This window comes from Corynebacterium senegalense (assembly GCF_900411315.1).
GTDB lineage: Bacteria > Actinomycetota > Actinomycetes > Mycobacteriales > Mycobacteriaceae > Corynebacterium > Corynebacterium senegalense.
The window spans coordinates 808,181-834,474 of sequence record NZ_LS990887.1 but is presented as its reverse complement, the minus strand read 5'-3'; the positions used below and the strand labels follow the sequence as shown (position 1 = coordinate 834,474).

General features: G+C 67.6%; 29 protein-coding genes and 1 riboswitch. Of the genes, 15 read left to right on the top strand and 14 right to left on the bottom strand.

Annotated elements, in window-relative coordinates; all coding sequences use genetic code 11:
• Window positions 1-5 precede the first annotated feature (5 nt).
• On the bottom strand, window positions 6-2,078 hold the full coding sequence (locus tag DYZ02_RS04080) for a helicase-associated domain-containing protein (RefSeq protein ID WP_115685099.1): 2,073 nt from the start codon (window positions 2,076-2,078) through the stop codon (window positions 6-8).
• A 52-nt stretch (window positions 2,079-2,130) separates the two neighbouring features.
• Here DYZ02_RS04080 and DYZ02_RS04075 point away from each other — a divergent pair, with 52 nt between their 5' ends.
• Both DYZ02_RS04075 and DYZ02_RS04070 read left to right on the top strand, forming a co-directional pair.
• Window positions 2,131-2,322 (top strand): hypothetical protein, encoded by a 192-nt coding sequence (locus DYZ02_RS04075; protein ID WP_115685098.1) that lies wholly within the window; start codon window positions 2,131-2,133, stop codon window positions 2,320-2,322.
• A gap of 153 nt (window positions 2,323-2,475) precedes the next feature.
• Entirely contained in the window at window positions 2,476-3,930 is a 1,455-nt protein-coding gene (locus DYZ02_RS04070) for a YeeE/YedE thiosulfate transporter family protein (protein WP_115685097.1), read from the top strand.
• Here the strand turns inward: DYZ02_RS04070 and DYZ02_RS04065 are convergent.
• A complete protein-coding gene (locus tag DYZ02_RS04065) occupies window positions 3,875-4,498 on the bottom strand; it encodes a resuscitation-promoting factor Rpf1 domain-containing protein (protein WP_115685096.1) in 624 nt (207 codons plus the stop codon). The two genes, DYZ02_RS04070 and DYZ02_RS04065, sit on opposite strands and share 56 nt — an antisense overlap.
• A 10-nt stretch (window positions 4,499-4,508) precedes the next feature.
• A riboswitch (cyclic di-AMP (ydaO/yuaA leader) is annotated at window positions 4,509-4,645 on the bottom strand.
• A 306-nt stretch (window positions 4,646-4,951) separates the two neighbouring features.
• Between DYZ02_RS04065 and DYZ02_RS04060 the strand changes: the two genes are divergently transcribed.
• Window positions 4,952-5,335: a cold-shock protein gene (locus DYZ02_RS04060; protein WP_115685095.1), complete on the top strand. Its 384-nt coding sequence runs from the start codon at window positions 4,952-4,954 to the stop codon at window positions 5,333-5,335.
• 1 nt (window position 5,336) lies between these two features.
• Here the strand turns inward: DYZ02_RS04060 and DYZ02_RS04055 are convergent, their stop codons facing one another.
• Both DYZ02_RS04055 and DYZ02_RS04050 read right to left on the bottom strand, forming a co-directional pair.
• Window positions 5,337-5,831: a DUF2771 domain-containing protein gene (locus DYZ02_RS04055; RefSeq protein ID WP_115685094.1), complete on the bottom strand. Its 495-nt coding sequence runs from the start codon at window positions 5,829-5,831 to the stop codon at window positions 5,337-5,339.
• Between the two features lie 9 nt (window positions 5,832-5,840).
• A complete protein-coding gene (locus DYZ02_RS04050; protein ID WP_115686367.1) occupies window positions 5,841-6,605 on the bottom strand; it encodes a glutaminyl-peptide cyclotransferase in 765 nt (254 codons plus the stop codon).
• Between the two features lie 10 nt (window positions 6,606-6,615).
• On the opposite strand from DYZ02_RS04050, the gene DYZ02_RS04045 reads away from it, so the two are divergent.
• Complete coding sequence (locus DYZ02_RS04045; RefSeq protein ID WP_115686366.1) at window positions 6,616-7,368, top strand: DUF3027 domain-containing protein; 753 nt, start codon at window positions 6,616-6,618, stop codon at window positions 7,366-7,368.
• 6 nt (window positions 7,369-7,374) lie between these two features.
• Here DYZ02_RS04045 and DYZ02_RS04040 read toward each other — a convergent pair whose 3' ends face one another.
• Entirely contained in the window at window positions 7,375-8,070 is a 696-nt protein-coding gene (locus DYZ02_RS04040) for a hypothetical protein (protein ID WP_115685093.1), read from the bottom strand.
• Between the two features lie 98 nt (window positions 8,071-8,168).
• Here DYZ02_RS04040 and DYZ02_RS04035 point away from each other — a divergent pair, with 98 nt between their 5' ends.
• Window positions 8,169-9,626, top strand: coding sequence for an NCS2 family permease (locus tag DYZ02_RS04035; RefSeq protein ID WP_115685092.1), 1,458 nt, complete (start codon window positions 8,169-8,171; stop codon window positions 9,624-9,626).
• Complete coding sequence (locus DYZ02_RS04030) at window positions 9,626-10,426, top strand: TrmH family RNA methyltransferase (protein ID WP_115685091.1); 801 nt, start codon at window positions 9,626-9,628, stop codon at window positions 10,424-10,426. Before DYZ02_RS04035 ends, DYZ02_RS04030 begins: the two co-directional genes overlap by 1 nt.
• Here the strand turns inward: DYZ02_RS04030 and DYZ02_RS04025 are convergent, their stop codons facing one another.
• The 3 genes from DYZ02_RS04025 to serC are packed head-to-tail and all read right to left on the bottom strand — an operon-like array spanning window position 10,427 to window position 13,355.
• Window positions 10,427-11,278 (bottom strand): DUF6928 family protein, encoded by an 852-nt coding sequence (locus tag DYZ02_RS04025; protein ID WP_115685090.1) that lies wholly within the window; start codon window positions 11,276-11,278, stop codon window positions 10,427-10,429.
• 18 nt (window positions 11,279-11,296) lie between these two features.
• Window positions 11,297-12,163, bottom strand: a complete 867-nt coding sequence (gene sepH / locus DYZ02_RS04020) for a septation protein SepH (protein ID WP_115685089.1) — start codon at window positions 12,161-12,163, stop codon at window positions 11,297-11,299.
• Between the two features lie 58 nt (window positions 12,164-12,221).
• A complete protein-coding gene (gene serC / locus DYZ02_RS04015) occupies window positions 12,222-13,355 on the bottom strand; it encodes a phosphoserine transaminase (protein WP_115685088.1) in 1,134 nt (377 codons plus the stop codon).
• 171 nt (window positions 13,356-13,526) lie between these two features.
• On the opposite strand from serC, the gene DYZ02_RS04010 reads away from it, so the two are divergent.
• From DYZ02_RS04010 to DYZ02_RS03990, 5 genes are all read left to right on the top strand, one after another.
• On the top strand, window positions 13,527-14,822 hold the full coding sequence (locus DYZ02_RS04010; RefSeq protein ID WP_115685087.1) for a citrate synthase: 1,296 nt from the start codon (window positions 13,527-13,529) through the stop codon (window positions 14,820-14,822).
• A 109-nt stretch (window positions 14,823-14,931) separates the two neighbouring features.
• Window positions 14,932-15,291, top strand: coding sequence for an FKBP-type peptidyl-prolyl cis-trans isomerase (locus tag DYZ02_RS04005; RefSeq protein WP_115685086.1), 360 nt, complete (start codon window positions 14,932-14,934; stop codon window positions 15,289-15,291).
• 16 nt (window positions 15,292-15,307) lie between these two features.
• On the top strand, window positions 15,308-16,144 hold the full coding sequence (locus tag DYZ02_RS04000; protein ID WP_115686365.1) for an aldo/keto reductase: 837 nt from the start codon (window positions 15,308-15,310) through the stop codon (window positions 16,142-16,144).
• A 265-nt stretch (window positions 16,145-16,409) separates the two neighbouring features.
• Complete coding sequence (locus DYZ02_RS03995; protein ID WP_115685085.1) at window positions 16,410-16,688, top strand: DUF485 domain-containing protein; 279 nt, start codon at window positions 16,410-16,412, stop codon at window positions 16,686-16,688.
• 3 nt (window positions 16,689-16,691) lie between these two features.
• Window positions 16,692-18,347, top strand: coding sequence for a solute symporter family protein (locus DYZ02_RS03990; RefSeq protein WP_115685084.1), 1,656 nt, complete (start codon window positions 16,692-16,694; stop codon window positions 18,345-18,347).
• Window positions 18,348-18,397: 50 nt separating this feature from the next.
• Here DYZ02_RS03990 and DYZ02_RS03985 read toward each other — a convergent pair whose 3' ends face one another.
• Both DYZ02_RS03985 and DYZ02_RS03980 read right to left on the bottom strand, forming a co-directional pair.
• On the bottom strand, window positions 18,398-19,237 hold the full coding sequence (locus DYZ02_RS03985; protein ID WP_115685083.1) for a DUF1906 domain-containing protein: 840 nt from the start codon (window positions 19,235-19,237) through the stop codon (window positions 18,398-18,400).
• A gap of 66 nt (window positions 19,238-19,303) precedes the next feature.
• On the bottom strand, window positions 19,304-20,305 hold the full coding sequence (locus tag DYZ02_RS03980; RefSeq protein WP_115685082.1) for an IS481 family transposase: 1,002 nt from the start codon (window positions 20,303-20,305) through the stop codon (window positions 19,304-19,306).
• A gap of 146 nt (window positions 20,306-20,451) precedes the next feature.
• Between DYZ02_RS03980 and DYZ02_RS11330 the strand changes: the two genes are divergently transcribed.
• Both DYZ02_RS11330 and DYZ02_RS11325 read left to right on the top strand, forming a co-directional pair.
• Window positions 20,452-20,817 carry an MBL fold metallo-hydrolase gene (locus DYZ02_RS11330; RefSeq protein ID WP_181896889.1) on the top strand — a complete coding sequence of 122 codons (366 nt, stop codon included), beginning with the start codon at window positions 20,452-20,454 and terminating at the stop codon, window positions 20,815-20,817.
• Window positions 20,726-21,247 carry an MBL fold metallo-hydrolase gene (locus DYZ02_RS11325; RefSeq protein ID WP_181896888.1) on the top strand — a complete coding sequence of 174 codons (522 nt, stop codon included), beginning with the start codon at window positions 20,726-20,728 and terminating at the stop codon, window positions 21,245-21,247. Before DYZ02_RS11330 ends, DYZ02_RS11325 begins: the two co-directional genes overlap by 92 nt.
• A gap of 1 nt (window position 21,248) precedes the next feature.
• Here DYZ02_RS11325 and DYZ02_RS03970 read toward each other — a convergent pair whose 3' ends face one another.
• Entirely contained in the window at window positions 21,249-21,590 is a 342-nt protein-coding gene (locus DYZ02_RS03970; RefSeq protein ID WP_115686364.1) for a hypothetical protein, read from the bottom strand.
• Between the two features lie 40 nt (window positions 21,591-21,630).
• Here DYZ02_RS03970 and panC point away from each other — a divergent pair, with 40 nt between their 5' ends.
• A complete protein-coding gene (gene panC / locus DYZ02_RS03965; RefSeq protein ID WP_115685081.1) occupies window positions 21,631-22,431 on the top strand; it encodes a pantoate--beta-alanine ligase in 801 nt (266 codons plus the stop codon).
• Here the strand turns inward: panC and panB are convergent.
• From panB to DYZ02_RS11320, 3 genes are all read right to left on the bottom strand, one after another.
• A complete protein-coding gene (gene panB / locus DYZ02_RS03960; RefSeq protein ID WP_115685080.1) occupies window positions 22,428-23,246 on the bottom strand; it encodes a 3-methyl-2-oxobutanoate hydroxymethyltransferase in 819 nt (272 codons plus the stop codon). The two genes, panC and panB, sit on opposite strands and share 4 nt — an antisense overlap.
• Before the next feature lie 12 nt (window positions 23,247-23,258).
• Complete coding sequence (locus DYZ02_RS03955; RefSeq protein ID WP_115685079.1) at window positions 23,259-24,659, bottom strand: GntP family permease; 1,401 nt, start codon at window positions 24,657-24,659, stop codon at window positions 23,259-23,261.
• A gap of 830 nt (window positions 24,660-25,489) precedes the next feature.
• Window positions 25,490-25,654, bottom strand: a complete 165-nt coding sequence (locus DYZ02_RS11320) for a hypothetical protein (RefSeq protein ID WP_181896887.1) — start codon at window positions 25,652-25,654, stop codon at window positions 25,490-25,492.
• Between the two features lie 61 nt (window positions 25,655-25,715).
• Between DYZ02_RS11320 and DYZ02_RS11215 the strand changes: the two genes are divergently transcribed.
• Window positions 25,716-26,075 (top strand): hypothetical protein, encoded by a 360-nt coding sequence (locus DYZ02_RS11215; RefSeq protein ID WP_147291475.1) that lies wholly within the window; start codon window positions 25,716-25,718, stop codon window positions 26,073-26,075.
• The last annotated feature ends 219 nt before the right edge of the window (window positions 26,076-26,294 follow it).

Sequence of the window (26,294 nt, the reverse complement as noted above, 5' to 3'; positions counted from 1 at the left end):
ATCCATTATGCCAGCACCGCGCCCGTCACCCGAGGCAGCGCGATGCGCACCACATTGCCGCTGGACTCCTCCACGACGTCCGCCTGCCCCGCGCCCACGCTGAGGGGCAGGACCGTGAGGGTGCGGCCGCGCCCGTTACGGTCCACGTAACCGAGCTTGACGTGCCGCCGGGCGCGCGCCGCCGCCCGCAGGACGCCGAGGGTGTCGGTCTCCGGGTGGTCCCCCTCGCCCGCGGCCTCGCCCGACCGCAGGGCGGTCAGAACGGCCGCGGTGTGCTCGGCGTCGACGGTGCGTTCCCGGGGCAGGGTCGAGGGCGTCGCCGCCACCAGCTTCGGCTCCGGGGCCATGCGCAGGACAGCCCCGGAGGAGTCCTCGGCGCTGGGCTGCAGCCCGGCGGCGCGCAGCTGCGCGAGGAGCTCGGGCAACGGCAGGGTCGAGACGGCGACGGTCGGGGCGAGCACGCTCAGCGACGCCACCCTTCCCGCCGCCTCCGCCAGCAGCGCCGCATCCTCGCTGCGCACGTAGCTGGCCACGGCTCCGGCGCGAAGGCTCCCGTGGTGGCGGGCCACGTCCGTAACGAGGAAGCTCAGCGCCTGAGGCACCTCCCCGATGGAGTGGGTGCCCAGCCATGAAAGGATCTCCTCGGCGCTGCCGCCGGCGTCGAGAGCCCGGCGCACCGAGGCCTCGCTGACGCGGTACACGCTGGCCAGGCCGGGGGACTCGAGCTCCGCGAAGGACTCGATCATCCGCGCCATCGCGGGGGTCAGCGGGCCGGGGGCGAGGATGGTCATATCGGCCTGCGGGATGACGGAGTCCACCTCCGCGGGCACCAGCTCCCGCGCAGCCTGCGCGGCGTCCCCGCCGTCGAGCAGCGCGAGAAGGACCGAGGAGGGCGCCCCGTCCGCCAGGGCGCCGACCGCGTGGGCCTCGGCCGAGACGGCCTCGATGAGGGCGGGGGACATGCCCGCGGCGGTGAGCGGGGCGGTGTAGAGCAGGCGGGCCATGAGGTCCCCGCCGGCGGCGCCCAGGATCGCCGTCCGCGCGCCGCGCACGTCGGGCACGTGGGTGTCCTCGGACAGCAGGCGGTGGGCCTCGCCGAGGTCGGAGCGCCAGGGCGAGGCCATCCACCCGGCGATGAGGATCGCCCACTGGTCGGGCAGCGCCGCGTCGAGCCACGTCAGCGCGTCGGGCGTGGCGGCGAGGACGTCGGCGTCCCCGGCTGCGTCGACGCTGCCGCGGCCGATCAGGCCTGCCGCCTCGCCGACGGTGACCGGCAGCTCCGGCGCGAACCCCAGGGTCTTGCGGAGCGCGGCGAGCGCGCGCACGCCGACGGAGCCGTCCTTGTTCAGGGGTACGGGGGACTGGAGGAGCAGCGTGAACAGCTGGCGCATCTGCCGCACCGCGTCGAGCCCCTGGGCTGTGGCGGAGGCGTCAACCGCGCCCTGGTCGCGCGCCGGGATGTGCGAGGGCCGCACTGGGTAGACGCGAGGCTCGCCCCCGCGCAGCGCCTCGCGGACGGGTCGGGGCAGGCGGACGGTCGACTCGTCAACGCGCACGAGCAGGCCCAGCTCGACGAGGCGGGCGACCGCCCCCTCAGTGGCGCGGGTGGTGCCCACCCCGCCGGAGGCGGCGAGGGTCTCGAGGACCCGGCGCTCGCGCTCTCCCAGCGCCGCCAGCTTCTCCGCGAGGCCGTCTGGGGCGGGGTCGAGGATCCGCCAGCCCGCGGGCAGACCGCTCAGCGCGCCGGGGGAGACCCGCAGCGCGTCATCCGGACCGAAGATCAGCGCCGCCGCGCGGAGCTTCTCGACGCCCGCAGCCACGTCCAGGGGCAGGTCGGCGAGCCGGTCCGCGGGGACCGGCTCGAGCTCGGCGCCGAGGTCGCCCAGGGTTTCCAGCACGGCGATCTCCGCGGCGTTGAGGCGGCGCACCGCCCGGGCGACCGAGGCCGGCAGGCTCAGCCGGGTGGCCAGGGATGCCAGCGAGGGCGGGGTGGGGAAGGTGGCGTCTGGTCGGGCGTCGATAAGCCTGCGGAGCTCCTCGTCCGACATTGCGGCGAGCGCTGAGGTGATGTCATGCATTATGGGGGTATTTTACGTGCGTTTTTGACCGCGGCATGAAAGAATACGAGGTATGGCTAAAGACGTTGAGAAGATTGGTCGCGCGAACCCGGCGTGGCCCGAGCACACCCCCACCGGTCACCCCGTCACCGAGATCACGTCCACCCTCGCGGGCGCTTCGAGCCCCTTCGGCGACGACCTCGTCCTGCCGCGCCCCTACGAGGAGATCGGCTACGTGCACCCGACCACGCGCATCAACCGCTAGTCGGCGCGACACCCTCGACCCCGCTTCGGCGGGGTTTATTTTTATTCGCCCCATATAGACAACTAGGTCTAAGGATTCTAGACGGCAACGTTCAGCGGGTGTACTCTCTGGCCCCAGTTCCCAACGTCACCATTTCCACAGAGAGGACCCCACATGCTTCTATCCGGTCTCGCCCTCGGAGCGGTGCTCGGCGCCGTCATGCAGAGGGGGAGGTTCTGCGTCACGGGGATGCTGCGCGACCTGTTCACCCTGCGGCAGAGCCGCGGCCTCGTGGCCCTGTTCGTCGTCATCGCCGTCCACGCCGTCGGGCTGGCCGCGCTCACCTCGGCGGGCGTCATCGCCCCGGAGTACCCGACGTTCCGCCCCGCCGCCGTCATCGTGGGCGGCTTCATCTTCGGCCTGTCCATCATCCTCGCCGGCGGCTGCGCCTCCGGCACCTGGTACCGCTCCGCCGAGGGCCTGGTCGGCTCCTGGTTCGCGCTGCTGTTCTACGGCCTGTCCGCCGCCGCGATGAAGACCGGCGCGCTCAGCGGCTTCAACACATGGATGAAGACGTGGGACACCGACTGGACCACCCTGCCGGAGACCCTCCACGTCTCCCCGTGGTGGTTCGCCGTCCCGCTCGCCCTCGGCACCGCGTGGGCGGCCCGCTCGGCTCTGCGCCACGACGCCGCCCGACCCAAGGCGGAGCTCGACCAGCCGTGGTACCGCAAGCCGCTGCACCCGTACGTGGCGGGTGCTGCGATCGGCCTGCTCGGCGTGATCGCCTGGCCGCTGTCTGCGGCGACCGGGCGCAACGACGGCCTGGGGATCACCACGCCCACCGCGCACGTCGTCGGTTACACGGTCACGGGGGAGGCGAAGTTCCTCAACTGGGGCACCCTCCTCGTCCTCGGCCTCTTCGTCGGCGCCTTCGCCGCGGCCAAGGCGTCGGGGGAGTTCCGCGTCCGCGTCCCAGACGCGACCACCACCCTCCGGGCCACCGTCGGCGGCATCGGGATGGGCGTCGGCGCCTCCCTCGCCGGGGGCTGCACCGTGGGCAACGGAATGGTCCAGACCTCCCTGTTCAGCTACCAGGGCTGGATCGCCCTGGCGATGATCGCCGCAGGCGTGTTCGTCGGCTCGAAGCTGTGGCTCAAGCCGGAGGCCGCCCCCGCGAAGCCGCAGCCCTTCCAGATGGCCACCGGCCTGGTAACGCTGCCGCAAACGAAGGCCACGAAGACCCGCCCGCTCGGCGACGGCCGCTACGCCCTCGACACCCTCGGCGCTGTCTGCCCCTTCCCGCTCATCGAGGCGAAGGACGCGCTGGCGGAGCTCAACGACGGCGAGAAGCTCGTCATCGACTTCGACTGCACGCAGGCCACCCAGTCGATCCCGCAGTGGGCCGCGGACAACGGCCACGGCATCGAGGGGTTCACCCAGAAGGGAGACGCTGGCTGGCAGATCACCGTGGTGAAGAATACATTCGCGGCCACGCCTGTGAGCCGAACGCAACGAAAAGCGCCGCCCGGGGAGGGCGGCGCTTCTTCTGCTGCGAATGAGCTGCTGCGAACTAGCGCAGGGCGGCGAGAACACCCGCGACGTTGCCGGCGAGGGCGGCGTCGATGAGCGCCTTGTTGGCGGTGTAGAAGGCGTTGTAGTCGTCGCGGTTGGCGGCGTAGGAGTCGCGCACCGGGGTCGGGACCTGGATGTTGTAGGCGGCCAGCTTGGTGCTGACCTGCTCGTAGAGGGCGTCGACCTCGGAGGGCTCAGTGGTCTCGGCGATGACGGGTGCCTCGGAGGCCGCGGGGGCGGCCGGGACGTCGCGGTTGGTCGGCGCGGAGTTCAGCCCGAGGCTGGCCGAGCAGGCCGGCCATGCGCCCCAGCCCTGGGCGGCGAGGGTGCGCTCGGCGACGGCGATCTGCTGCTCGCGGGAGGCCTGGTCGGCGGTGGGGGCGTACTCGGCACCGCCGTAGGCGCGCCAGGTGGAGGCGGAGAACTGCAGGCCGCCGTAGTAGCCGTTGCCGGTGTTGATGTGCCAGTTGCCGCCGGACTCGCACTGTGCCAGGCGGTCCCAGTCGGAGTCCGGGGCGGCGGAGGCGTTCGGCGCGACGATGCCGGTGAGGGCCGCAGCGGCGGCGGTGCCCGCGAGGGCCTTGGCAGCGAAGGTGGCGGTCTGCTTGGAGTGGCGTCCCATGAAGTGTGTGTTCCTCTCTTATTGTCCGCCTGCGAAGTTAGCTGTCGGGTTCTGGCGGAGGTGCCAGGCCGCACGCTGTGCGGCTTCACCCCTGCGCGTGCGCGCGGTGGGTTCCCCGCTTCTGTCCTTGATTAACGTGTGTTCGTCGGTCCCTTCCCCGCCAGGCCGGACAGAACTCGGCGTGGCCCCGCAGGGTTGGCATGCGGGCTACTCTAACGGTTTGTAACGATTGAGTCACGTAAGCGACACGGAATGGCCATAGGCGAATCTGTGAAACGGGGGAAACCGCCGGTCAGCAACGATAAAGGTCGTCAATGTGAACTATGTCACTTAACGGCGGATGAGGCCGCGGGAGGCCCTGTACCGCCGCTGGGAACTCGGTGCGGCGGGGAGTAAACTGTGGGCCTTTAGTATCGGTAATGAAAGACACCCACGAGGGAAAGAGGGATAGGGATGCCTGTAGGAAAGGTGAAATGGTACGACGCCGACAAGGGGTTCGGCTTCGCGTCCAACCCGGGCGACGAGGACGTCTTTATCAGCAAGTCCGTCCTGCCGGAAGGGGTTGAGGAGCTCGTCGCCGGGCAGCGGATCGAGTTCGACTTCGCCGCCGGGCGCAAGGGCCCGCAGGCGCTGCGCGTCGCGGTCCTCGAAACCCCCAAGCGCCGCCCGGTCCACCGCCGCGACCCGGAGCAGCTCGGGAGCATGCTTGCCGACGTCATGACGCTCATCGAAACCCAGGTGCAGCCCGCCCTCACGAACGGGCGCTACCCGGAGCGCAAGGAGGCGCGCCAGGTGGCGGAGATCCTGCGCGCGGTGGCGAAGGAGCTCGACGCGTAAGTTACTGGAAGGACACCGACCATGTGGCGACGACGGGCGTTTCCTGCCCGTCGTCGCTTTCGTCTACGGCGAGCAGGGAGACCTCCGCGACGAGGAGACGGGCCCCGTCCTTGACGGACTCGAACTCGGCCTCGGCGGCCTCCCCGGACTGGAAGATCTGCTCGTCGTTGGCGGCGGGGTCGTCGTAGATGGTCAGCAGCTTCCAGCTTGAGGACGAGATCTCCCTCGGCACCGCGAAGGTGACTTGGGCGGAATCGTCCAGGGCCATTGCGGGGGGCTCGCCGCCGTCGCACTCGGCGTCGAGCTCGCAGATCGTGTAGGGGTGGATCTCCTGCTCGGCGGCTCCGTTGGTGACGGTGACTGTGACGTCGCGAAGCGGCGTGGCGGGCCGGTTCTTCTGCCACTCCGTGAAGAAGTAGAAGCCGGCGACGATGACGACCACGCCGAGGGCCAGCACGAGCAGCTGGATCCACGCGGGCTTCCTGGTTGAGCTCATGGCGAAAGTCTAACGGGCGGGCTCGAAGGAAACCCGGTAGAGGTCGGGCCAGCGCTTGCCCGCGAGGTAGAACTCGTCGGTGCCGGGGATGTGGGCGATGCCGTTGAGCACGTTGTTCGGGTCGGGCGCCGCGTTGTTGGGCACGCCGGAGGCGTCGATGACGGCCGTGACCTCCCCGCTGGCCGCGTCAATCCGGAGGATGTCCGTGCTGAGGAACACGTTGGCGTAGACGTCCCCGCCGACGCACTCGAGCTCGTTGAGCCCGTCGACGGGCGCGCCGCCCAGTGTGACGTCGAAACGCTCGCGCTCCTCGAGGGTGTCCGGGTCCATCCGGCGCAGCTGGCTCGTGCCGTCCGAGTAGATCACCTCGCCGTCGCGGGCGCACAGCCCCCAGCCCTCCCCGTCGATGCGGGTGCGCCCGACCTCCTCGAGGGTGGCGGCGTCGCGCTTGATGGCCACGCCCTCCTGCCAGGTGAGCTGCCAGAGGTGGTCGCCCGCGCGGGTGATGCCCTCGCCGAACAGGGCCGGCTCGAGCTGACGGCCAGCGAGCTCGCGGCCCTCCAGATCGCGCACGTAGACGCGCGACTGCCCGCGCTGCCCGGTGCCCACGTAGAGGGTGCCGTCCCCGGCCGCCTCCAAACCCTGCGTGAAGCTGGCGGGGTCGAACCCGTAGCGCTGCTGGACCACCGTCGTCAGGCGCTCCGGCTCCGCGGGGTCCGAGCAGGCAGCGAGAAGAACGGGGAGGAGGAGAGCGAGGCGCAAGAGGTGACCCATGGAGAACATCATGCCCCACCTCACGCATAATGGGGTCGTGTCTGATTCGTCCAGGTCATCCCGCTCCTCCCGCCCCCTGCTGGGAAAGCGCGCCGTCGCCATCGCCCGCGAAGCCCTCGAGGAGATCGCCGAGGGGGAAGTCGGCGGGCACATCGGCGTCGCCGGGGTCACCCCCAACGTCGCCACCCACCGCTTCGCCGCGGACGTGCCGGGCTACCCGGGGTGGGAGTGGAACGCCGTCATCGCCTGCGCCACGGGCTCGTCGTGGGTGACGGTCAACGAGGTTGCCCTGGTGCCCTCGCCCAGCGGGGACGCCCTGGAGGCTCCCGACTGGGTCCCCTACTCGGAGCGTCTGCGGCCCGGCGACCTCGGGCCCGGCGACCTCATGGCCCCGGCGCCGGACGACGAGCGCCTCACCGAGGACTCCTTCTCGCGCGAGGCCGTCACCTTCGCCGGCCGCGACACCAAGCGCTACCTCACCCGCGCCGGGCTGGAGGACGCGAAGACGCGGTGGCGCACGGGGGAGTACGGTCCAAACAGCGACTTCGCGGAGCAGGCCGCCATGCACTGCCGGACCTGCGCCTTCTGGGTGCCGCTGGACCAGCCCGTCGGCGACAACTTCGGGGTGTGCGTCAACGAGTACTCGGCCGACGGGCGCGTCGTGGCGGCGAGCTACGGCTGCGGCGCCCACTCGGATACCGCGGTGGCTCCCGAGCCCTCCGCGGACGCGGCGCTATACGACGACGAAAAGCCGCTGTTCTAGGAACGCCTAGAACTGCACGGCCCGCGCCGCCCGCGCTTCGTTGACCTCCCTGTGCGTGGGCAGCCCCGCCCGGTCGAGCGCGGTGCGGCCGCGCACGACGTTGCCGTACTCGCGCCACCCCGTGACCAGCCGCGCACCGTGGACGGGGTCGACCACCCAGGTCTCGCGCCCCATCAGCTCGGAGACACGGAAGCCCTCGGGGGCCGCGGAGATGTCCGCGCCGCGCCAGGCCAGGATGTCCAGGACCCCGTCCAGCGCGATCGACGGGGTGGTCGCGGGGTGGGAGGACACCGTGACGCGCGGGGTTCCGTCGAGGGCGAGGGTGAGCAGCGGGGCGGCGACAGCCTGGGGGATGCGCGAGGTGGCGTCGTAAAGCAGGCCCTCGTGTGTGGGCAGGGAGGCGAGCGTGAAGTTCTGCCACCCGAGATCGGGCCCGTACAGGCTCGGCTGGGTGCGCTCGTCGCGGATCGGGGAGGACTCGACGGTGATCTCCTCCGGAGTGGGAGTGAACGGGCGCAGGGTCAGCGAGGCCAGACCACCCGACACCTCGATCACTGCGCGCCGCGTCCCGGCGACGAGCGAGAGGCGCACCCGGAGGCGGTTCAGCTCCGCGGCGGAGACGCCGAGGCCGCGCAGGGCGCTGGCGTAGGCGGGCGCGTCGACGACGGCGCCCTCCCTGACCACGAAGGTGAATACCTGCACGAAGATGCTCCTCAAGTTTTGTTTTTTGCCCGGCGCGGTGAGACTCTAAGACGGAAAAACTACATCACGCTCTCAAGCACAACGAAGGGGACCAGTCCGTGAGTACCAGTGACGCCATTTCCCGCAGCCGGCCGGGAGGCGGGCTCGACCGATTTTTCCACATCAGCGAACGCGGCTCCACGGTAGCGACGGAGGTGCGCGGCGGCGTGGTGACCTTCTTCGCGATGGCCTACATCGTCCTGCTCAACCCGCTGATCATCGGCACCGGCGCGGACCGCGAGGGCACCGTGCTGGGCATCCCGCAGGTCGCCGCCGCGACGGCCCTGGTCGCCGGCGTGATGTCCATCCTGTTCGGCGTGGTGGCGAAGTACCCCTTCGGCATCGCCACCGGCCTCGGGCTGAACACCCTGGTCGCCGTGACTCTGGTGGGCCAGCAGGGCCTGACCTGGCCGGAGGCCATGGGCCTGGTAGTCATCGACGGCCTCATCATCTGCGCTCTCGCCGTGTCCGGCTTCCGCACCGCGGTCTTCCGGGCGATCCCGGACTCGATGAAGGCCGCGATGTCCGTGGGCATCGGCATGTTCATCGCCCTGATCGGGCTGGTGGACTCCGGCTTCGTCCGCCGCATCCCCGACGCCGCCATGACCACCGTCCCGGTCCAGCTGGGCATCGGCGGCTCGATCGCCTCCTGGCCCACGCTCGTCTTCGTCATCGGCCTCATCCTCTGCGGCTTCGCGGTGATCCGCAACATCCCGGGCGGACTGTTCATCAGCATCGTGGTCACCACCGTGATCTCCCTGATCGTCGAGCACTTCGTGGGCGCAGGCTCCTCCGCAGACAGTCCGACGGGGTGGTCGCTCGCGGTGCCCGGCCTGCCGGACTCCCTCGGCGGGGTGCCCGACCTGTCGATCGTGGGCAACGTCGACCTGCTGGGCGCCTTCACGCACGCCGGCGTCATCGCCGCCTCGCTGCTCGTGTTCACCCTCGTGCTGGCCAACTTCTTCGACGCGATGGGCACCATGACGGCGCTGGGCCGCCAGGCCAACCTCACCGACGAGCGCGGCGAACTGCCCGACATGAAGCGCGCCCTGGTCGTGGAGGGCTTCGGCGCCGTCGTGGGCGGCGCTGCGTCCTCCTCCTCGAACACGGTCTTCGTCGACTCCTCGGCCGGCATCGCCGACGGCGCCCGCACGGGCCTGGCCAACGTCGTCACCGGCGTGCTCTTCCTGCTGGCGATGTTCTTCACCCCGCTCTACGAGGTCGTGCCCATCGAGGCCGCCGCGCCCGTCCTGGTCATCGTCGGCTCCCTGATGATGATGCAGGTGGGCACCATCGAGTGGTCCAAGTTCTACATCGCCCTGCCGGCGTTTTTGACCATCGTCACCATGCCGTTCACCTACTCGATCGCGGACGGCATCGGCGTCGGCTTCATCTCCTTCACCCTGATGGCGCTGTTCGCCGGCAAGCGCCGCGAGATCCACTGGATCATGTGGCTCATTTCGGCGCTGTTCGTGCTCTTCTTCGCCCACGGCCCGCTCATGGCGGTACTCGGCTGATGCGGCGCACGCTTATCGACGACCCAGCCGACGCCCGGCTCGACGACATCCGGGACCTGAAGCACTCCGACGCGAAGAAGGACCTCGTCTTCGCCGAGGGCCCGCTGGTCTGCGGCAGGCTCGTCGAGTCGCGCTTCCCCGTGCGCAGCGTGATCGGCTTCGGCGGCCGCCTCGACTCCTTCCTCGCCGACTTCGGTGCGCAGCTGCCCGAGGACGTGCCCGTCTACGAGGTCACCCGGGAGCTGCTCGGGCAGGTCGCGGGGTACGACATGCACCGCGGCCTGCTGGCCGTGGGGGAGCGCCCCGCACCCCTCGCCGTGTCCGACGTGATCGCCGACGCCCGCACCCTCGTGGTGCTGGAGGGCGTGGGCGACCACGAGAACATCGGTTCGATCTTCCGCAACGCGGCGGGCATGGGTGTTGAAGGGGTCCTCTTCGGCGCCGGGACCGCCGATCCGCTGTACCGGCGCAGCGTGCGGGTCTCCATGGGCCACGTGCTGCGCACGCCCTTTGCGCACCTGGAGGGCACCGGCACGACCTGGCAGCGCTCCCTGCAGCAGCTGCGCGAGGAGGGCTGGTGGCTCGTCTCGCTGACACCCGCGGACGACGCCGTCCACGTCAAGGAGGCGATGCGGGGGAAGGAGAAGGTCGCCCTGCTCGTCGGGGCGGAGGGGCCGGGCCTGACCGAGCACGCGATGCGGGCGACCGACGTGCGCGCGAAGATCCCCATGGCCGAGGGCACCGACTCGCTCAACGTGGCGACGTCGGCGGCGATCGCCTTCTACGAGCGGATGCGCTGACTAGCGGTCCGAGTGGCGGATCCGCTCGATCACGCGATCCTTCAGGGCGCGGGCGCGGCGGCCCAGGCTCCGGCCGACTCTCTTGGCGGCGGCGACGGTGGCGTCGGCAAGCTGCGCGAACTCGTCCGCGTCCCCGTCCTCCTCGGCGGGGGAGAGCTCGTAGTCGTCGTAGTCCCGGTCCCGGTCCGCGAAGCGGGCCGCCACCTCCGAGACTGTCTTCGCCGCGGGGGTGGCCTTCTCGATCTTGGGCTCGGGGCGCCCGTCCACCGCGTAGCCCACGACGTGGATGTCCGGCCCCTCGGGCGAGACGTCGACGCCGATCCACGCCTCCTGCGCGGCGCGCGCGAGGTCGGCGGGCACGAAGGGCAGCGCGATCCCGCCAAGCTGCTCCGCCTTCTCGCCCGCCCAGTAGGGCAGCTCGAAGGGGTCGGGCAGGCCGACGTCCTCGAGGACGACCTCGCGGGTGGCGGCGAAGGCCCGGCGCACGCTCTCCCCGGAGTAGTGGGTGAAGCCGGCGAAGTCGCTGTCTGTGCCAGCTGCGAAGATGTAGGTGTCCGCCGACGGCAGGGCCGCGCGCAGCTGGGGCAGCGCCTCGGAGACCGCGGAGACGTCGTCGACGAAGGTCTGCACGACGGCCACGCCCGGGTAGCCGGCGATGTAGAACTCGTCGCGCCCGGGTGTCGACGAGCGGTTCAGGGGGAACTCGCCGATCGGGGTGATCGGCCACGCCGGGTTGAGCTGCGAAAGCAACTTACGCCCGAAGCCGCGGTCAGCGCGCGGCTGCTCGACGAGGACGGAGGCGGGGTCCGCTGCGCTGACGAACCAGAGGGTGACCACGGCGGGGTAGTTCATGGCGGCTGCTCCTGCCTGCTACTTTCGGGGGCGCTTGGTGTTGGCGCGCACGCCCAGGAGCACGTCCTCCCAGTGCGGGGTGACGGCGCGGCGGGCGCGCTTCTGCGGCTGGCCCTCCGGGCTCGGGTGCTGGAGGAAGTCCCCCTCCGCCTCCGCCTCGACGGGCTCGGGGGCCGGGGCGGGCTCCACCGGGGTCAGGGAGCGCACCGGCTGGACGAAGTCCGGGTCCGTCAGGTCCGCGGCCACGGCGTTGCGCGCCTCGGTGCTCGGCGCGGAGCCCATCGAGCGCTTGAAGGACCACAGCGCCTCGTTCTCGGACAGGCCAGCCTGCCAGCGCAGGTGCACCACCCAGTCGTCGCCCGGCTCGCGGGTGGCGTCCCAGGTGGCGTCGGAGACGGAGTGGCCACGCGCGGCGAAGGCGGTGGCGAGGATCTCGAAGAGGGTGAGCTTGGCCGGGCCGTCCTCGCGCACGGGGTGGGACTGCTTCGCCGCCTCCGCCACCTGGGCACGTTCGAGCAGGACGGGGTGGGCGTAGGGCTCGAGGCGGCTGACGGCCACGTCCATCTCGTCGGCCAGCTCCTGGGGCGTGGCGCCCGCGCGGATGCGGGACTGGATCTGGTTGGGCCGCATCGACAGTGGGGTGGAGAACAGGGGGTCGGGCTCGGGCAGGGAGCGGTAGACCGGGGTCTCCTCGTGGTGCGCCTCGGGTTCGGGCTCGGGCTCCGGCTCGAGCACCTCGAGGTCCTCGTCCACGACCTCGACGTCGAGGGGTTCCTCGGCGGGCGTCACCTCGGCGCGCGCGAGCTGGTAGCGGACCCCGTCCGCGTCCCGGAGGACGAAGAAGGTCTCCGTCGACTCCTCCTCGATGAGGTACAGCTCGCGCATCGAATCTCCTTCAGCCGGCGTGCGGGTAACGGACCCAAGCTTAACCGACAGCGGGGCCCTAGTGGGCGCGCCCGACACCCTTCTCCAGCAGGAAGTCGATAGCGGCGGTGAGCTTGTCAACGTCCGCCGGCTCGATCGCCGGGAACATGCCGATGCGCAGCTGGTTGCGCCCGAGCTTGCGGTAGGGCTCGGTGTCCACGATCCCGTTCTCGCGCAGCGCCTTGGCGAGCTCGGCGGCGTCGACGGAATCGTCGAAGTCGACCGTGCCCACGACCAGCGAGCGCGACTCCGCCTCCGCGACGTAGGGGGTGGCGAGCTCGTGCGCGTCGGCCCACGCGTAGAGGGCGGAGGAGGAGGCCGTAGTGCGCTGGACCATTCCCTCGAGGCCGCCGTTGGCGTTCATCCACTTCACCTGGTCGGCGAGCATGAGCAGCGTCGCGACGGCCGGAGTGTTGTAGGTCTGGTTCTTGCGCGAGTTCTCCACCGCGGTCTGCAGGTCCAGGAAGGCGGGGACGAAGCGGTCCGAGGCGGAGATCTTCTCGATGCGCTCGAGCGCGGCGGGGCTCATCGCCGCCAGCCACAGGCCGCCGTCGGAGGCGAAGCACTTCTGCGGGGAGAAGTAGTAGATGTCGGCCTGCGACATGTCCACGGGGAGGCCGCCGGCGCCGGAGGTGGCGTCGACAAGCACGAGCGAGGAATCGTTCGGCCGGGTGACGGGCACCATCGCGCCTGTCGACGTCTCATTGTGCGCCCAGGCCACAACGTCGGCGTCGGTCTCGGCGAGCGCCGCGGGGGAGGGGGCGGTGCCCGGGGCGGACTCCACGACCTCGGGCTCGGCGAGCCACGGAGCCTTCTTCGCGGCCTTCGCAAACTTGGAGGAGAACTCGCCGAAGGAGAGGTGGGCCGACTTGTTTTCAATCACACCGAAGGTCGCCGCGTCCCAGAAGGCGGTGGCGCCGCCGAGGGAGAGGACGATTTCGTACCCCTCGGGCAGGGAGAAGAGCTCGGCGAGCCCCTCGCGGACCTCGCCGACGACGTTCCTGACGGCGGGCTGGCGGTGGGAGGTGCCGATCACGCCTTCCGCGCCGCGGGTGATGGCCTCGATCTGGGCGGGGCGGACCTTGGACGGACCGCACCCGAAGCGCCCGTCGGAGGGGAGCAGTTCGGCAGGAATGGCGGGAAACGCGCTCATGTGAGACCCTTCTGTAGGAAGTTGCAGACTTTGCATAATATTATGCCTTAAGCATATCGGCCGGGGTGAAGTGTGGTGGGCGCAAAATACCTGCAATGTTGTCGTGCGCATCACAACCTTTGCTAGGATGAACCCTCGTATAGTTCCTCCATTTCGTGGAAAGGCAAGAAAGTGGCTTCCGAAAACAACGATAAGGCCGTACTTCACTACCCCGGTGGTGAGTATGAGATGGACATCATGCGCGCCACCGAGGGCAACGACGGTGTCGTGCTGGGCAACTTCCTCGGCCAGACCGGCCTGGTGACCTTCGACCCGGGCTACGTCTCCACGGGCTCCACCGAGTCCAAGATCACCTACATTGACGGCGACGAGGGCATCCTGCGCTACCGCGGCTACGACATCGCGGACCTGGCCAACAACGCCACCTTCAACGAGGTGTCCTACCTGCTGATCCGCGGCGAGCTGCCGACCAGCGAGGAGCTCGAGACCTTCAACCAGGAGATCCGCCACCACACGCTGCTGGACGAGGACTTCAAGGCCGCCTTCAACGTCTTCCCGCGCAACGCGCACCCGATGGCGGTCCTGGCCTCCTCCGTGAACATCCTCTCCGCCTACTACCAGGACCAGCTCAACCCGCTGGATGAGGAGCAGCTGGACAAGGCCACCGTCCGCCTCATGGCCAAGGTGCCGATGCTTGCGGCCTACGCCTACCGTGCCTCCCAGGGCAAGCCCTACATGTACCCGGACAACTCCCTCAACGCGCGCGAGAACTTCCTGCGCATGATGTTCGGCTACCCGACCGAGCCCTACGAGGTCGACCCGATCCTGGTCAAGGCCCTGGACAAGCTGCTCATCCTGCACGCCGACCACGAGCAGAACTGCTCCACCTCCACGGTCCGCATGATCGGTTCCGCGCAGGCGAACATGTTCGTCTCCATCGCTGGCGGCATTAACGCCCTGGCCGGCCCGCTGCACGGCGGCGCCAACCAGGCCGTCCTGGAGATGCTCGAGGACATCAAGAACAACCACGACGGCGACGCCACCGACTTCATGAACCGCGTGAAGAACAAGGAAAAGGGCGTCCGCCTGATGGGCTTCGGCCACCGCGTGTACAAGAACTACGACCCGCGCGCCGCGATCGTCAAGGAGACCGCTCACGAGGTGCTCGAGCACCTGGGCGGCGACGAGCTGCTCGACCTCGCGATGAAGCTGGAGGAGATCGCCCTCAAGGACGACTACTTCATCTCCCGCAAGCTGTACCCGAACGTGGACTTCTACACCGGCCTGATCTACCGCGCGATGGGCTTCCCCACGGACTTCTTCACCGTCCTGTTCGCCATCGGCCGCCTGCCGGGCTGGATCGCCCACTACCGCGAGCAGCTGGAGATGAACTCCAAGATCAACCGCCCGCGCCAGATCTACACCGGCGCCACCCAGCGCGACTTCGTGCCGCGCGACCAGCGCTAGTTTCGTCCTGAACCAGGCGTCGACACCGCCGAGAATCGCGTTTCCCTTATAATCGGGTGCGCATTCTCGGCGGTTATTCGTTGATCCCGTAAACCAAGGAGTATTCATCATGGAAAAGCCCACCATCGAGGTTCCGCAGGAACCGGCCCCGGTAGACCTCGTCATCGAGGACCTCGTCGTCGGAGAGGGCGAGGAGGCCGTCGCCGGCGGCTACGTCAAGGTGCACTACCTCGGCGTGGACTACGAGACGGGCGAGGAGTTCGACTCGTCCTGGGACCGCGGCGAGGCCGCCGAGTTCCCGCTCGCCGGGCTCATCGAGGGCTGGCAGGAGGGCATCCCCGGCATGAAGGTCGGCGGGCGCCGCGAGCTGACCATTCCGCCGGAGAAGGCCTACGGGCCCGCCGGGGGCGGCCACCCGCTCTCGGGCCGAACCCTGGTCTTCGTGATCGACCTGCTCGACGCCAACTAGTGGCACAATGGGGGGCATGCGTATTCCGGTCACAACTCTGAACGACGGCTACGATCTGCCCCTCATCGGCCTGGGCACGTACAAACTCGCGGGGGAGGACGTGGAAACGATCGTCCGCACCGCCATCGAGCTCGGCTACAGGCACATTGACACGGCTTCCTTCTACGGCAACGAGGCCGAAGTGGGCAAGGCGGTCAACGAGGCCATCGCCGCGGGCGACGTCACGCGCGAGGACCTCTTCATCACCACGAAGCTGTGGAACGACGACCAGCACCGCGCCGCCGAGGCCTACCAGGAATCGCTGAAGCGTCTCAACCTCGACTTCGTGGACCTCTACTTGGTGCACTGGCCCTGGCCGCAGCGCGGCCTCTACGTGGAGGCCTTCGAGCAGCTGACCAAGCTGCAGGGGATGGGGCAGCTGCAGTCCGTGGGCGTGGCCAACTTCTACCCGGAGGTGCTCGACGAGATCATCGGGGCCACCGGCGTGGTTCCCGTGCTCAACCAGGTTGAGCTGCACGCCGGGTTCACCCAGCCGGAGCTGCGCGCGTACCACGCGGAGAAGGGCATCCTCACCGAGGCGTGGGCGCCGCTGGCGCGCGGGGAGAACTTCGACGCGCCCGAGATCGTGGCGATCGCCGACAAGCACGGCGCGACTCCGGCCCAGGTCGTGCTGGCCTACCTCATGGGGATGGGATGCTCCGTCATCCCGAAGACGGCCAACCCGCAGCGGCTCGTGGAGAACATCGGGGCGGTGGAGCTTTCGCTTAGCGACGACGAGGTCGCCGCCCTGGACCGCATCGAGGGCGGCCGGATGTCCGGCGATCCGCTGACGTTCCCCGGGGAGGTCCGTTAGGCCCGCGGGGGTGGACATACTATCTTTCGTTCACACAGGTAAACTGGCTTGGCGGGGGTAGCCGGAATCTTTGCTGAAACGTAGCCCCACAAACGTAAGTTCGCGTGCTGTGGATTAGGTTACATTCTTCATGTCTAGTTGCGGGCCGCATACTGCGGCGCGCGGCGGCATGTCATTGATACAGCAAAGAAAGGATGAGGCCGTGTCCCAAGGATCGACCCCAATCCCAACCCGCCGGGAGCCCACCCCGGAGGAATTCGTGGCCATGCAGAAGAGCCCTGAATTCCAGGAACTCCGCAAGGCGTACCGCGGGTTCACCTTCCCCGTCTCTGTCGCCTTCTTCGTCTGGTACGTCTTCTACGTGCTCGTGGCCACCTTCTACTCGGACGCCATGGCCACGCCGCTGCTCGGCATGAACGTCGGAATCTGGCTGGGCATCCTCCAGTTCGTCACCACGTTCCTCATCACGTGGGTGTACGTCAAGTACGCCAACAAGAACATTGAGCCGCGCGCGGCTCACATCCGCGAAGAGATGGAGGGCTAAGCCATGCACACCTTCAACCTGGCCCAGGAGGCCGCGAAGTCCGAGGGCGTGGGCAACCCCGTGCTCAACATCGCGATCTTCGCGGTGTTCATCGTGGTCACGCTCTTCATCGTCACCCGCGCGGGCAAGACCACCAGCGAGTCCGCCGACTTCTACACCGGCGGCGCCTCCTTCTCCGGCACGCAGAACGGCCTCGCCATCGCCGGCGACTACCTCTCTGCGGCGTCCTTCCTCGGCATCGTCGGCTCCATCGCGCTGACCGGCTACGACGGGTTCCTCTACTCGATCGGCTTCTTCGTCGCCTGGCTCGTGGCGCTGCTGCTGGTGGCTGAGCCGCTGCGCAACGTCGGCCGCTTCACCATGGCGGACGTGCTGTCCTTCCGCCTCCGCCAGAAGCCAGTGCGCGTCGCCGCCGCCTTCGGCACCCTGTTCGTCTCGCTGTTCTACCTCATCGCGCAGATGGCGGGCGCGGGCTCGCTGGTCTCCGTCCTGCTCAACCTGCACTCCTTCGCCGCGCAGGCGCTCTGCGTCCTGATCGTGGGCATCGTCATGATCGCCTACGTTCTCATCGGCGGCATGAAGGGCACCACCTACGTTCAGATGATCAAGGCTGTGCTCCTCATCAGCGGCGTGGCCATCATGACTGTGCTGGTGTTCGTGACCATCCGCGGCGGCTTCAACACCCTGTTCACCGACGCGGTGAACATGCACGGCGCGTCCCAGTACATCCAGAAGCAGGGCTACCAGGCGGACGACATCATGGCCCCGGGCCTGAAGTACGGCAAGTCGCTGACCACCCAGATCGACTTCATCTCGCTCGGCCTCTCCCTGGTCCTCGGTACGGCGGGCCTGCCGCACGTGCTCATGCGCTTCTACACGGTTCCCACTGCGAAGGAAGCCCGTAAGTCCGTGACCTGGGCGATCGTCCTCATCGGCGCTTTCTACCTGCTCACTCTGGTACTGGGCTACGGCGCGGCCGCCCTCGTCGGCCCGGACCGCATCCTCGCCGCCCCGGGTGGCGCGAACTCGGCGGCCCCGCTGCTGGCCTTCGAGCTCGGCGGGTCGATCTTCATGGCGCTGATCTCCGCGGTCGCCTTCGCCACGGTTCTCGCGGTGGTCGCGGGCCTGGCCATCACGGCCTCCGCCTCGATCGCGCACGACATCTACAACGCGGTGCTTCGCGACGGCCAGGCGACCGAGGCCGAGCAGGTTCGAGTCTCCCGCGCCACCGTCGTGGTGATCGGCATCGTGGCCATCGTCCTCGGCATCCTGGCCATGAAGCAGAACGTCGCCTTCCTGGTGTCGCTGGCGTTCGCCATCGCGGCGTCGGCCAACCTGCCGACCATCCTGTACTCGCTGTATTGGAAGCGCTTCAACACCACCGGCGCGGTGGCGTCGATGTACACCGGCCTGGTGTCGGCCCTCGTGCTGATCTTCCTCTCTCCGGCCGTCTCCGGCGCGCCGTCCGCGATGTTCCCGAACGCCGACTGGTCGATCTTCCCGCTGACCAGCCCGGGCATCGTGTCCATCCCGCTGGCCTTCCTGGCCGGCATCGTCGGCACCTTCCTGGGCAAGCCCGACAACATGGATGAGCTCCAGGCCGAGATGGAGGTCCGCTCCCTGACCGGCGTGGGCGTCGAGGCTCCGGTCGACCACTAACCCCTACACCAAAAAAGGACCGCGCTCAGCGGTCCTTTTTTCGTGCGCTTCTAGCGGCCGAGGAAGGCGCGGGCCGCGTTGAGCGCCTGGTCGATGGGCAGCTGCGAGGACGCCTGGCTGGCGGCCGGGACCGCCTGCTGGATCATCTCCGGGGAGACGGGCAGGGCGGGCGCGGCGCCCGGGGTCCACTGGCCCCAGTCGGCGGACAGCACGTCGTTGACGTCGCACTCGACGCCGTCGATGGTGGTGCGGCGCTTGGCCACCTGGTGGATGTTGGCGCGGGGGTGGACGCGTCCGCCGGAGCCCCAGTCGTGCATCCAGAAGAAGCTGCCGATGCCGTCCTCCACGCACCACTGGATCACGTTGTAGTTGCCGTACACGCCGGTCTGGTAGCCCGCGGCGCTCAGCGCGGCGGAGAAGGCGCGGAGGTAGGGGCGGATCTGGTTGTCGTACTGGGCGCGGGTGGGGTTGTCGTCGATGGCGATGTAGATCGGCCGCCCGGTGGGCCCGCCCGCGCTGCGGTGCAGCGCGATGGCCTGCGGTGCGTGGGTGGCGGCCGCGGCCGCCCCGCCGAGCCAGTCGGCTGTCTCGGCGCGCCCGAACTGGTAGACGGAGGCGGTGGACAGACCGTTGGCCTTGAAGTCCTCGGTCTCGCCGAGGGTGACGGGCTTGCCCTTCATCCACTCGGCGCCGGGGCGGCGCTGGGAGACGTAGCGCACGGCGCCGAGGTGGCCCGCGGCCCTGACGGAGCGGCCCGAGGGCACCCCGGCGGAGTAGTCGAGGACGGTGCCGACCACGGCACGCTGGGCCTTGGCGACGGGGGCGAGCCCGAAGGCCGCAGCGGTGGTAAGGCCCGCTGTGGCGAGGAAGCGGCGACGGTTCAGGGGCATGGAAACCTCCAGGAGATTGGCAACAGCAGTCACAGTAGTTTACTCCTGAAACTTACCACCTGAGCGCTAGCTGTACTTCCCCGTGACGTTGTGAACGCGTTGTGCGGGGGTGAGGCCGCCGATGGCGGTGTGGGCTCGATGGTAGTTGTAGTCGTGGATGAATGCCGCGTAGGTCTGCTGCCGGGCCCGCTCGCTGGTATAGGGGCGTAGGTAGGCCCACTCCTGCATGAGTGTGCGGTTAAACCGCTCGACTTTGCCGTTGGTCTGCGGCCGGTACGGCTTCGTGTAGAGGTGCTTGATTACACCGCCCAGGGCAGCATCGAATGCTGTCGAGCGGTAGCAGGCGCCGTTGTCGGTCATCACCCGTTTGACCGCAATGCCCTGGGTGGAAAAGAACGCGCAGGCACGCTTCATAAACCCTGCCGCGGTGTCCTTCTTCTCGTCGGGCAAGATCTCGGAGTACACCATCCTGGAGTAGTCATCGACGGCGTGGTGCAGGTAGGAATACCCGCGCCCGGCAGGCGCACCAGCGCGGGTGGCGCGATTGCGGGCACGCCCTGCACGACGGTCCTGTTCGGAGCCGCGCCCGTGCACTCGCCAGCCGCCGCCGTCGGGGATGCGGCCGAGCTTTTTGATGTCGAGATGGATCAACTCCCCCGGTGCGCTGTGCTCGTAGCGCACCGGGGGTTGTTTGCGCACCGGCAGCCCGGTTGCCTGGTCGATGCACGCCAGTTTCGGCATGTTGTAGCGGGCGAGCACCCGCCCGACCGTGGAGCGGGCAATTCCCAAGTGGTAGCCGATGCGGTGCGGGCCCCACTGGCGAGTAAAGCGCAGTTTGATGATGCGGCGCTGCATGCGCGTGGGCAGCTGGTGCGGGCAGGTGCGGGGTCGGCTGGGCCGGTCGGTGAGGTCCTCGCCGTTACGGGCGCGTGTGACCCACCGATTAACGGTGGCTGCAGAAACCTGGAAGCGTTCGGCCACCCGGCGCTGGGACCAGCCGTCGAGGAGGACCAGATCAACCATCTTCTGTCTACCGGCCGGGGTCAAAGGTGCGTTACGGTGTGTCATGGAAGCCTTCGTGGTGGATGTTCGTGTCGTTACCTACACCACTACCGGAGGCTTCCCTCATCCGCTCACACCGTTCACAACCTCCCGAGGAAGTACAGCTAGCTTTGGGGGAGACGATTACTAGCACGTTCTAGGGAACATCCAGCGTGCACCTCACCGACGGAGAAACCGATACCTTCGTCGATGCCTTCCTCACGCGCCCCTCGTTTCCCCGCCTCGCGGTCGGGCACCTGAAACCCACTGGCACCACAATCGACAAGGCGCTGGGCAAGGGCGGCGTCGTCAAGCTCGATGCTCTCTTTGTCGCGCACTCGCACCACGACCACCTCATGGACGCGCCCGCCGTCGTGAAGAAGGTGGGCGGGGCGATGTACGGCTCGGAATCGACGCTCAATTACGGCAGGGGAGAGGGCCTGAGCGATGCGCAGATGGGGGCTCATCGGCGACGGCGACGAGGTCACGGTCGGCAAGTTCACCGTGCGGATCATCGAGGCCCCGCACAGCCCAGGTAACATCGCTCCCGGCTTTATCCACGACCGACTCTGCTCACCGTGCCATACGCTGAAGTTCAAAGACAGCGGCTGCTTCGTCTTCCACTTCAGCCACCCGGAGGGCAACATCCTGGTCGTGCCCAGCGCGAACTACATCCCCGGGTTCCTCGACGGGCTCAAGGCCCAGGTGGTCTACCTCGGCATCGGCGCGTTCGGCCGCCAGTCAGACGCGTTTAGCAACGAGTACTGGGCCAACACCGTCGAGCAGCTCGAGCCGGAGCTGGTCATCCCCGTTCACTGGGACCACTTCGACCCGCTCCCTGTTCAAGCCGCTGCCGTTCCCGGCGGACAACGTTGCCAAGTCGCGCGAATTCCTCGCCAAACGCGACGTCGATGTGCACTTCCCCGAGGCCTTCGAGTCGGTGCAGCTCACGCCCGACGGGCCCCGTGATTCAGTAGGGCATCTGCTCCCAGCGCACGGTAGCGCCCGGGAATGTGCTGAAGTGCTCGAACGCATCCTCGGCGGCGTAGCCGATGGCGTCGGCGACATCTTGGCCGCCGGCGGTGAAGTCGATCACGCGTTGCGTCGGGCTGGGCGCGGGTTTGACCTCCTCGGCAGCCCAGCCGCCGGCCCCGTGGAACCCGTGGACGGCCATGAGGTTGTCGAAGAACTCCGTCACCGCCCGCTTCGACGTGGCGGGGTCGGGAAACTCGAGGTGGGCGCGCAGCGTAACCAGGTCCCCCGGGCGCTTCGTGCCCCACGCCCAGTCGTAATCGACGTTATAGGTGTCCATGGTGTGACTCCTTTGCTGTGCCACGATAGATTTTTAGAGCATGACCGCACTCGTTCATACACCCGCTGAGCTTGAAGCCGCCATCGGCCACCCCCGCACGCTCGCGCTCGTGCCCACGATGGGCGCGCTACACGACGGGCACCTGTCGCTGGTCCGCGCGGCCCAGGCAACCGGATCTCCGGTTGTGGTGAGCATATTTGTGAACCCGCTGCAGTTCGCGCCGGGCGAGGACCTCGACGCCTACCCGCGCACGTTGGGCGCCGACGTCGCACTGCTCGAGCGCGAGGGCGTCGATGCGGTCTTCGCCCCGTCCGTGGCCACCATGTACCCGGCCGGCCCGCGCACGACGATCCACCCGGGACCGGCGGGGATGATCCTCGAGGGGGCGTCGCGCCCGACGCACTTCGCGGGTGTGCTCACGGTCGTCGCTAAGCTGTTTGCGCTCACGCGAGCCACGGACGCGTTCTTCGGCGAGAAGGACTACCAGCAGCTCGTGCTCATCCGGCAGATGGTCGAAGACCTCAACATTCCCGTCGCCGTCCACGGCTGCCCGATCGTGCGCGAAGAGTCCGGCCTCGCGATGTCCTCGCGCAACCGCTACCTCTCCGCCGATGAGGCCAGAACCGCTGAGGTCCTCTCGCGCGCGCTCGCTACCGGCAGCTTTGACAAAGCCCGCTTGCTTCTCGACGCCTCGCCCGACGTCGACCTCGACTACCTGGCGTTAACCACCCCCGACCTGCAGGACATTCCCGCCGGCTACAGCGGCCCCGCCCGCCTGCTCGTGGCCGCGCGCGTGGGTACGACCAGGCTGATCGACAACGCCCGGGTGAGCGTCGGCTAGAAGCTGTGCTCGGCGGCGGGGAAGGACCCCTCGTGCACAGCCTGCTTGTACGCCGCCGCAGCCTGGCCGAGCTCCGACCCGACCTGGCCGAACTGGCGCACAAATTTCGGGCGCCGGTTGCCCGCGGGCAGGTCCACCATGTCGTGCCAGACGAGAACCTGGGCGTCGGTGCCCGCGCCCGCGCCGATGCCGATGGTGGGCACCGGGCACTGCTCGGTCAGCTCGGCGGCGAGCTGCGCCGGGACCATCTCGAAGACCACCATGTCGGCGCCGGCGTCCACCACGGCCTCGGTGTCCGCGCGCAGCGCCTCGGCACCTGCGTCGCGGCCCTGGACCTTGAACCCGCCGAGGTTGTCGACCGACTGCGGGGTAAAGCCGACGTGGGCGCAGACCGCGAGGCCCGCGTTTTTCAGGGCGCGGATGCGTGAGGCGACCCGCACGCCGCCCTCGAGCTTGACCATATGCGCCCCGCTGCGGTGGATGAGCCCAGTAGCGCTAAGCACGGCCTGCTCGTCGCTGGCCTCGTAGGTGCCGAAGGGTAGATCCGCCACCACGAGGGCGTTGCCCGACCCGCGCACCACCGCCGCCGCGAGGTAGGCCATCTCATCGAGCGAGACCTTGTTGGTGGTGTCGTAGCCGAAGACGACGTTGGCGGCGGAGTCGCCCACCAGCATGCACTCGATTCCTGCCTCGGCGAACACGCGGGCAGTGGAGTAGTCGTAGGCGGTGAGCATCGCCCACGGCTCGCGCCGGGCCTTCTTCTCCTTGAGATCGGAGACGCGGACCTTTTTGGTGGGGGTGAGGTAGCCAGTCATAGGGCTTCAACACTAGACCAGGAAGAGTCCAAGTATCCAGATGAAGACCATGGCGGTGCACCCCATCACGCCGGTCACCGCAGTCTGCGAGCGGTACGCCTGCTGCGGGGTCAGCTGGGAGAAGTTGGTGACCACCCAGAAGTGGCTGTCGTTGGCGTGGGAGACCACGAGCGAGCCGGCGCAGATGGCCATCACCGCGAGGCCGATCTGTACGGGCGACTCCAGCCCGAGGGTCGGCAGAAGCGGCGCGACGAGGCTGGACGTGGTGACCATCGCGACGGTGGCCGAGCCCTGCGCCGTCTTGAACAAAACGGAGATGAGGAAGGGGAAGAACAGCCCCAGGCTGGCGAGCTGGGTGGCGTTGTTAGAAATGAAGTCCACCACGTCGGTCGAGGAGATGACGCGCCCGAGCACGCCGCCGGCGGCCGTGATGAGGATGATCGGACCGACCGTGCGCAGGCCGTCCTCGACGAAGGCGTAGAAGCGGTCCATCATGTGCGTATCCGCCAGCAAGAGCACGGCGAAGAGGAAACCGATGCCGAGGGCGATCATCGGGGTGCCGGCGAACACGATCGCGCGGCCGAACCCGCCGCCGAGCCCCGCCGCAGAGGTGATGGACCCAGCCGCCATGAGCACGATGGGAGTAAGGATCGGGGCAAGCGACAGTGCCGTTGACGGCAGCCGGGTGTAGGAGTTCTTCAACTCGTTGTAGGCGGCCTCGACATCGTCATCCGGGATCGCTTCCGTCTCTGGGGTGCGAAGCGTCGGGCCGATCCAGATGGAGTAGAAGTAGGCGGCGATCATCACGGGTATAGACACAAGGGCGCCCAGGGCCATGACGAGCAGCAGGTTGTTCTCCAAGCCGAGGTTCGCCGCCGCCGCGAGCGGCCCAGGCGTGGGCGGGATGAACACGTGGGAGGTGAACAGGCCCGCAGACAGGGCAATCGCCATGGTGGCGGGCGAGGCGCCGGTGCGCTGCGCCAGCGCCTTGCGCACCGGGTTCAGGATGACGAAACCGGAGTCGCTGAACACGGGGATGCAGACCACCCAGCCCATCAGCTGGATAGCCAGGACGGGGCTCTTCGTGCCGATGACGCGCACGAGGGCGTCGGCAAGCTGGAAGGCCGCCCCCGTCTTCTCCAGGATGTAGCCGATGAGCGTGCCGAAGATGATGACCAGCCCGAAGGACTTGAAGGTGGCGGCGAACCCCTCGCCGAGCAGGGTGGTGATGCCCATCGTCGTCACCGTGCCGTCGGCGTCCTTGACGTCGAGCAGCGGGACGCCGCCGATCAGGCCGAAGACAAGGGAGACGAAGAGCAGCGAGAGGAAGGGGTGGATCTTCCACTTCGAGATCATCAGGATCAAGACAGCAATGGCCACGACAAACGCGGCCATGAGCGGCAGGCCGGTCATGGGGCTCCAATCAGTTTTATACAGCGGTGTGAATAGATTAGACCGCGCGCCGACGCGAATTAGAGCAATTGCCCGCACTGATTGGACCCAGGACGAGCATGTGGCTCGTTTTGGATCGTGAATGAGCCGGCTGGACAGCCACATGCTCGTCTTTCCCCCGAATGAAAGAGCGCCTCAGAGAGTGTCTGAAGTCACCTCACTGCAGGCGAAGTACAAGGCAGCCTTGAAGATCCTGACGCAGTGGATGGGAAAGCATTCGGAGACGACGCGTGAGATCGAAGTGCAGGAAGAGATCCGGTCGGATCTATCATCATGGAATGAGACCCCCTCGCGGGATGACCCTTGGTTGGCCTAGCGAGGGGTCTATTGCTTTTAGCGAAAGATATCGTCGATCTTTCTTTCAGCTGCTCGACCTGCAGAACCTTGGAACATGTGTGAAGATCAAAATGTTAGAGCTGACTCTCACGGCCACCACAATGTCTACGGCCAGGAGAAAGCCAAGAGATGTCAAAACCGAGAAGTCGTGGGCTAGTATCAGCAATCGTGGCCATTTGCGTGGGTTTCACCCCCGTCGCTGTGGCTAACGCCGAGTCCATGCCTACCTCACAAGATCCGAGCGTGGCGCAACCAACGCCTCCGATCGTAAAAGCAAAAGAGGCAACCAACCCAGAGGCTCAGCCGTACGGTGTTAAATGATTTCTGATTAAACAGGGGCTGAAACTGGTCAGCTCTCTGTTGCGAAACGGCGAGGTTAGGGGAGGTGTCGAGAAGGCCCGTGAACGAGGGTTCATTGATAACGACATGGCGAAATCCATTGAGTCCAGGCCAAATCAAATCGCGATGCCATTGACAATACCCTGCGTGAGGCAGGCGACTTTGAAGAAGGTATCAAGGAAAAATTGCGCGTCAATCTCGAACCTGTCGTGGGACAGAAACTGGCTCTCGGAATTGCTGTAGCGTTGATATTTGTCTTCTTGTAGGGAGATTGTTTCCATGGGAGAACACTCGCCAAACGTTGCTGTGCTGGAACAGAGGATCGAATATCTATCTGTTTAAGTGGAGCGGTTCATTGAACTGCAAAGCCCGTTTCCATCACGAATGACAACCTTTCGAAAGGCAGCGATACTAACCGCCCTGACTTTCGAACAGGAGGTGCTGGCGCGAAAGCTTTTGGGAGCGGTACATGCTTTCAACAATGGCACCGAGGCTGATATCAACGAAGGCTTGCTGCCCTTCCCTGAGATAACCATAACCTTGTTTAACGAGTACACGGCTGAGGGATCGCTTGATTCTAGTCGAGCAAAGTACTTGCTGAATACGTTTACTCCTGGCGGCGATAGTGCTGCACAAAGTCTGATTGAGGCGTGGGGGGCAACCCAGTCTGAAATTCGACGAAATGACGATGACCAACAATGACTAACTCGAATGGCGTCACGTCGGCAACGTGATAATCGCCCTCATTGCATACGCGAATCCGAATGGCGAGCAGGAGGAGAGCACCAGTGTCTCGTCAGCTACGGAATTCCCTCACCTGAGCCCTGCAACGTTCTACCAAGAAGCATCGTTAACCTAGTTGTAAGTGTCGGGTGGGGGCGAAATTGGTGTGTCGGCAAGCTTCCTAAGCGCTGCGCATTC

What these genes read in the sequence shown, in the direction of transcription:
- DYZ02_RS04080 (WP_115685099.1), bottom strand. Translation starts at nt 2,078, where the DNA reads ATGCATGACATCACCTCAGCGCTCGCCGCAATGTCGGACGAGGAGCTC.
- DYZ02_RS04075 (WP_115685098.1), top strand. Translation starts at nt 2,131, where the DNA reads ATGGCTAAAGACGTTGAGAAGATTGGTCGCGCGAACCCGGCGTGGCCC.
- DYZ02_RS04070 (WP_115685097.1), top strand. Translation starts at nt 2,476, where the DNA reads ATGCTTCTATCCGGTCTCGCCCTCGGAGCGGTGCTCGGCGCCGTCATG.
- DYZ02_RS04065 (WP_115685096.1), bottom strand. Translation starts at nt 4,498, where the DNA reads ATGGGACGCCACTCCAAGCAGACCGCCACCTTCGCTGCCAAGGCCCTC.
- DYZ02_RS04060 (WP_115685095.1), top strand. Translation starts at nt 4,952, where the DNA reads ATGCCTGTAGGAAAGGTGAAATGGTACGACGCCGACAAGGGGTTCGGC.
- DYZ02_RS04055 (WP_115685094.1), bottom strand. Translation starts at nt 5,831, where the DNA reads ATGAGCTCAACCAGGAAGCCCGCGTGGATCCAGCTGCTCGTGCTGGCC.
- DYZ02_RS04050 (WP_115686367.1), bottom strand. Translation starts at nt 6,605, where the DNA reads ATGGGTCACCTCTTGCGCCTCGCTCTCCTCCTCCCCGTTCTTCTCGCT.
- DYZ02_RS04045 (WP_115686366.1), top strand. Translation starts at nt 6,616, where the DNA reads ATGCCCCACCTCACGCATAATGGGGTCGTGTCTGATTCGTCCAGGTCA.
- DYZ02_RS04030 (WP_115685091.1), top strand. Translation starts at nt 9,626, where the DNA reads ATGCGGCGCACGCTTATCGACGACCCAGCCGACGCCCGGCTCGACGAC.
- DYZ02_RS04025 (WP_115685090.1), bottom strand. Translation starts at nt 11,278, where the DNA reads ATGAACTACCCCGCCGTGGTCACCCTCTGGTTCGTCAGCGCAGCGGAC.
- sepH (WP_115685089.1), bottom strand. Translation starts at nt 12,163, where the DNA reads ATGCGCGAGCTGTACCTCATCGAGGAGGAGTCGACGGAGACCTTCTTC.
- serC (WP_115685088.1), bottom strand. Translation starts at nt 13,355, where the DNA reads ATGAGCGCGTTTCCCGCCATTCCTGCCGAACTGCTCCCCTCCGACGGG.
- DYZ02_RS04005 (WP_115685086.1), top strand. Translation starts at nt 14,932, where the DNA reads ATGGAAAAGCCCACCATCGAGGTTCCGCAGGAACCGGCCCCGGTAGAC.
- DYZ02_RS04000 (WP_115686365.1), top strand. Translation starts at nt 15,308, where the DNA reads ATGCGTATTCCGGTCACAACTCTGAACGACGGCTACGATCTGCCCCTC.
- DYZ02_RS03995 (WP_115685085.1), top strand. Translation starts at nt 16,410, where the DNA reads ATGCAGAAGAGCCCTGAATTCCAGGAACTCCGCAAGGCGTACCGCGGG.
- DYZ02_RS03990 (WP_115685084.1), top strand. Translation starts at nt 16,692, where the DNA reads ATGCACACCTTCAACCTGGCCCAGGAGGCCGCGAAGTCCGAGGGCGTG.
- DYZ02_RS03985 (WP_115685083.1), bottom strand. Translation starts at nt 19,237, where the DNA reads ATGCCCCTGAACCGTCGCCGCTTCCTCGCCACAGCGGGCCTTACCACC.
- DYZ02_RS03980 (WP_115685082.1), bottom strand. Translation starts at nt 20,305, where the DNA reads ATGACACACCGTAACGCACCTTTGACCCCGGCCGGTAGACAGAAGATG.
- DYZ02_RS11325 (WP_181896888.1), top strand. Translation starts at nt 20,726, where the DNA reads ATGCGCAGATGGGGGCTCATCGGCGACGGCGACGAGGTCACGGTCGGC.
- DYZ02_RS03970 (WP_115686364.1), bottom strand. Translation starts at nt 21,590, where the DNA reads ATGGACACCTATAACGTCGATTACGACTGGGCGTGGGGCACGAAGCGC.
- panC (WP_115685081.1), top strand. Translation starts at nt 21,631, where the DNA reads ATGACCGCACTCGTTCATACACCCGCTGAGCTTGAAGCCGCCATCGGC.
- panB (WP_115685080.1), bottom strand. Translation starts at nt 23,246, where the DNA reads ATGACTGGCTACCTCACCCCCACCAAAAAGGTCCGCGTCTCCGATCTC.
- DYZ02_RS03955 (WP_115685079.1), bottom strand. Translation starts at nt 24,659, where the DNA reads ATGACCGGCCTGCCGCTCATGGCCGCGTTTGTCGTGGCCATTGCTGTC.
- DYZ02_RS11320 (WP_181896887.1), bottom strand. Translation starts at nt 25,654, where the DNA reads ATGGAAACAATCTCCCTACAAGAAGACAAATATCAACGCTACAGCAAT.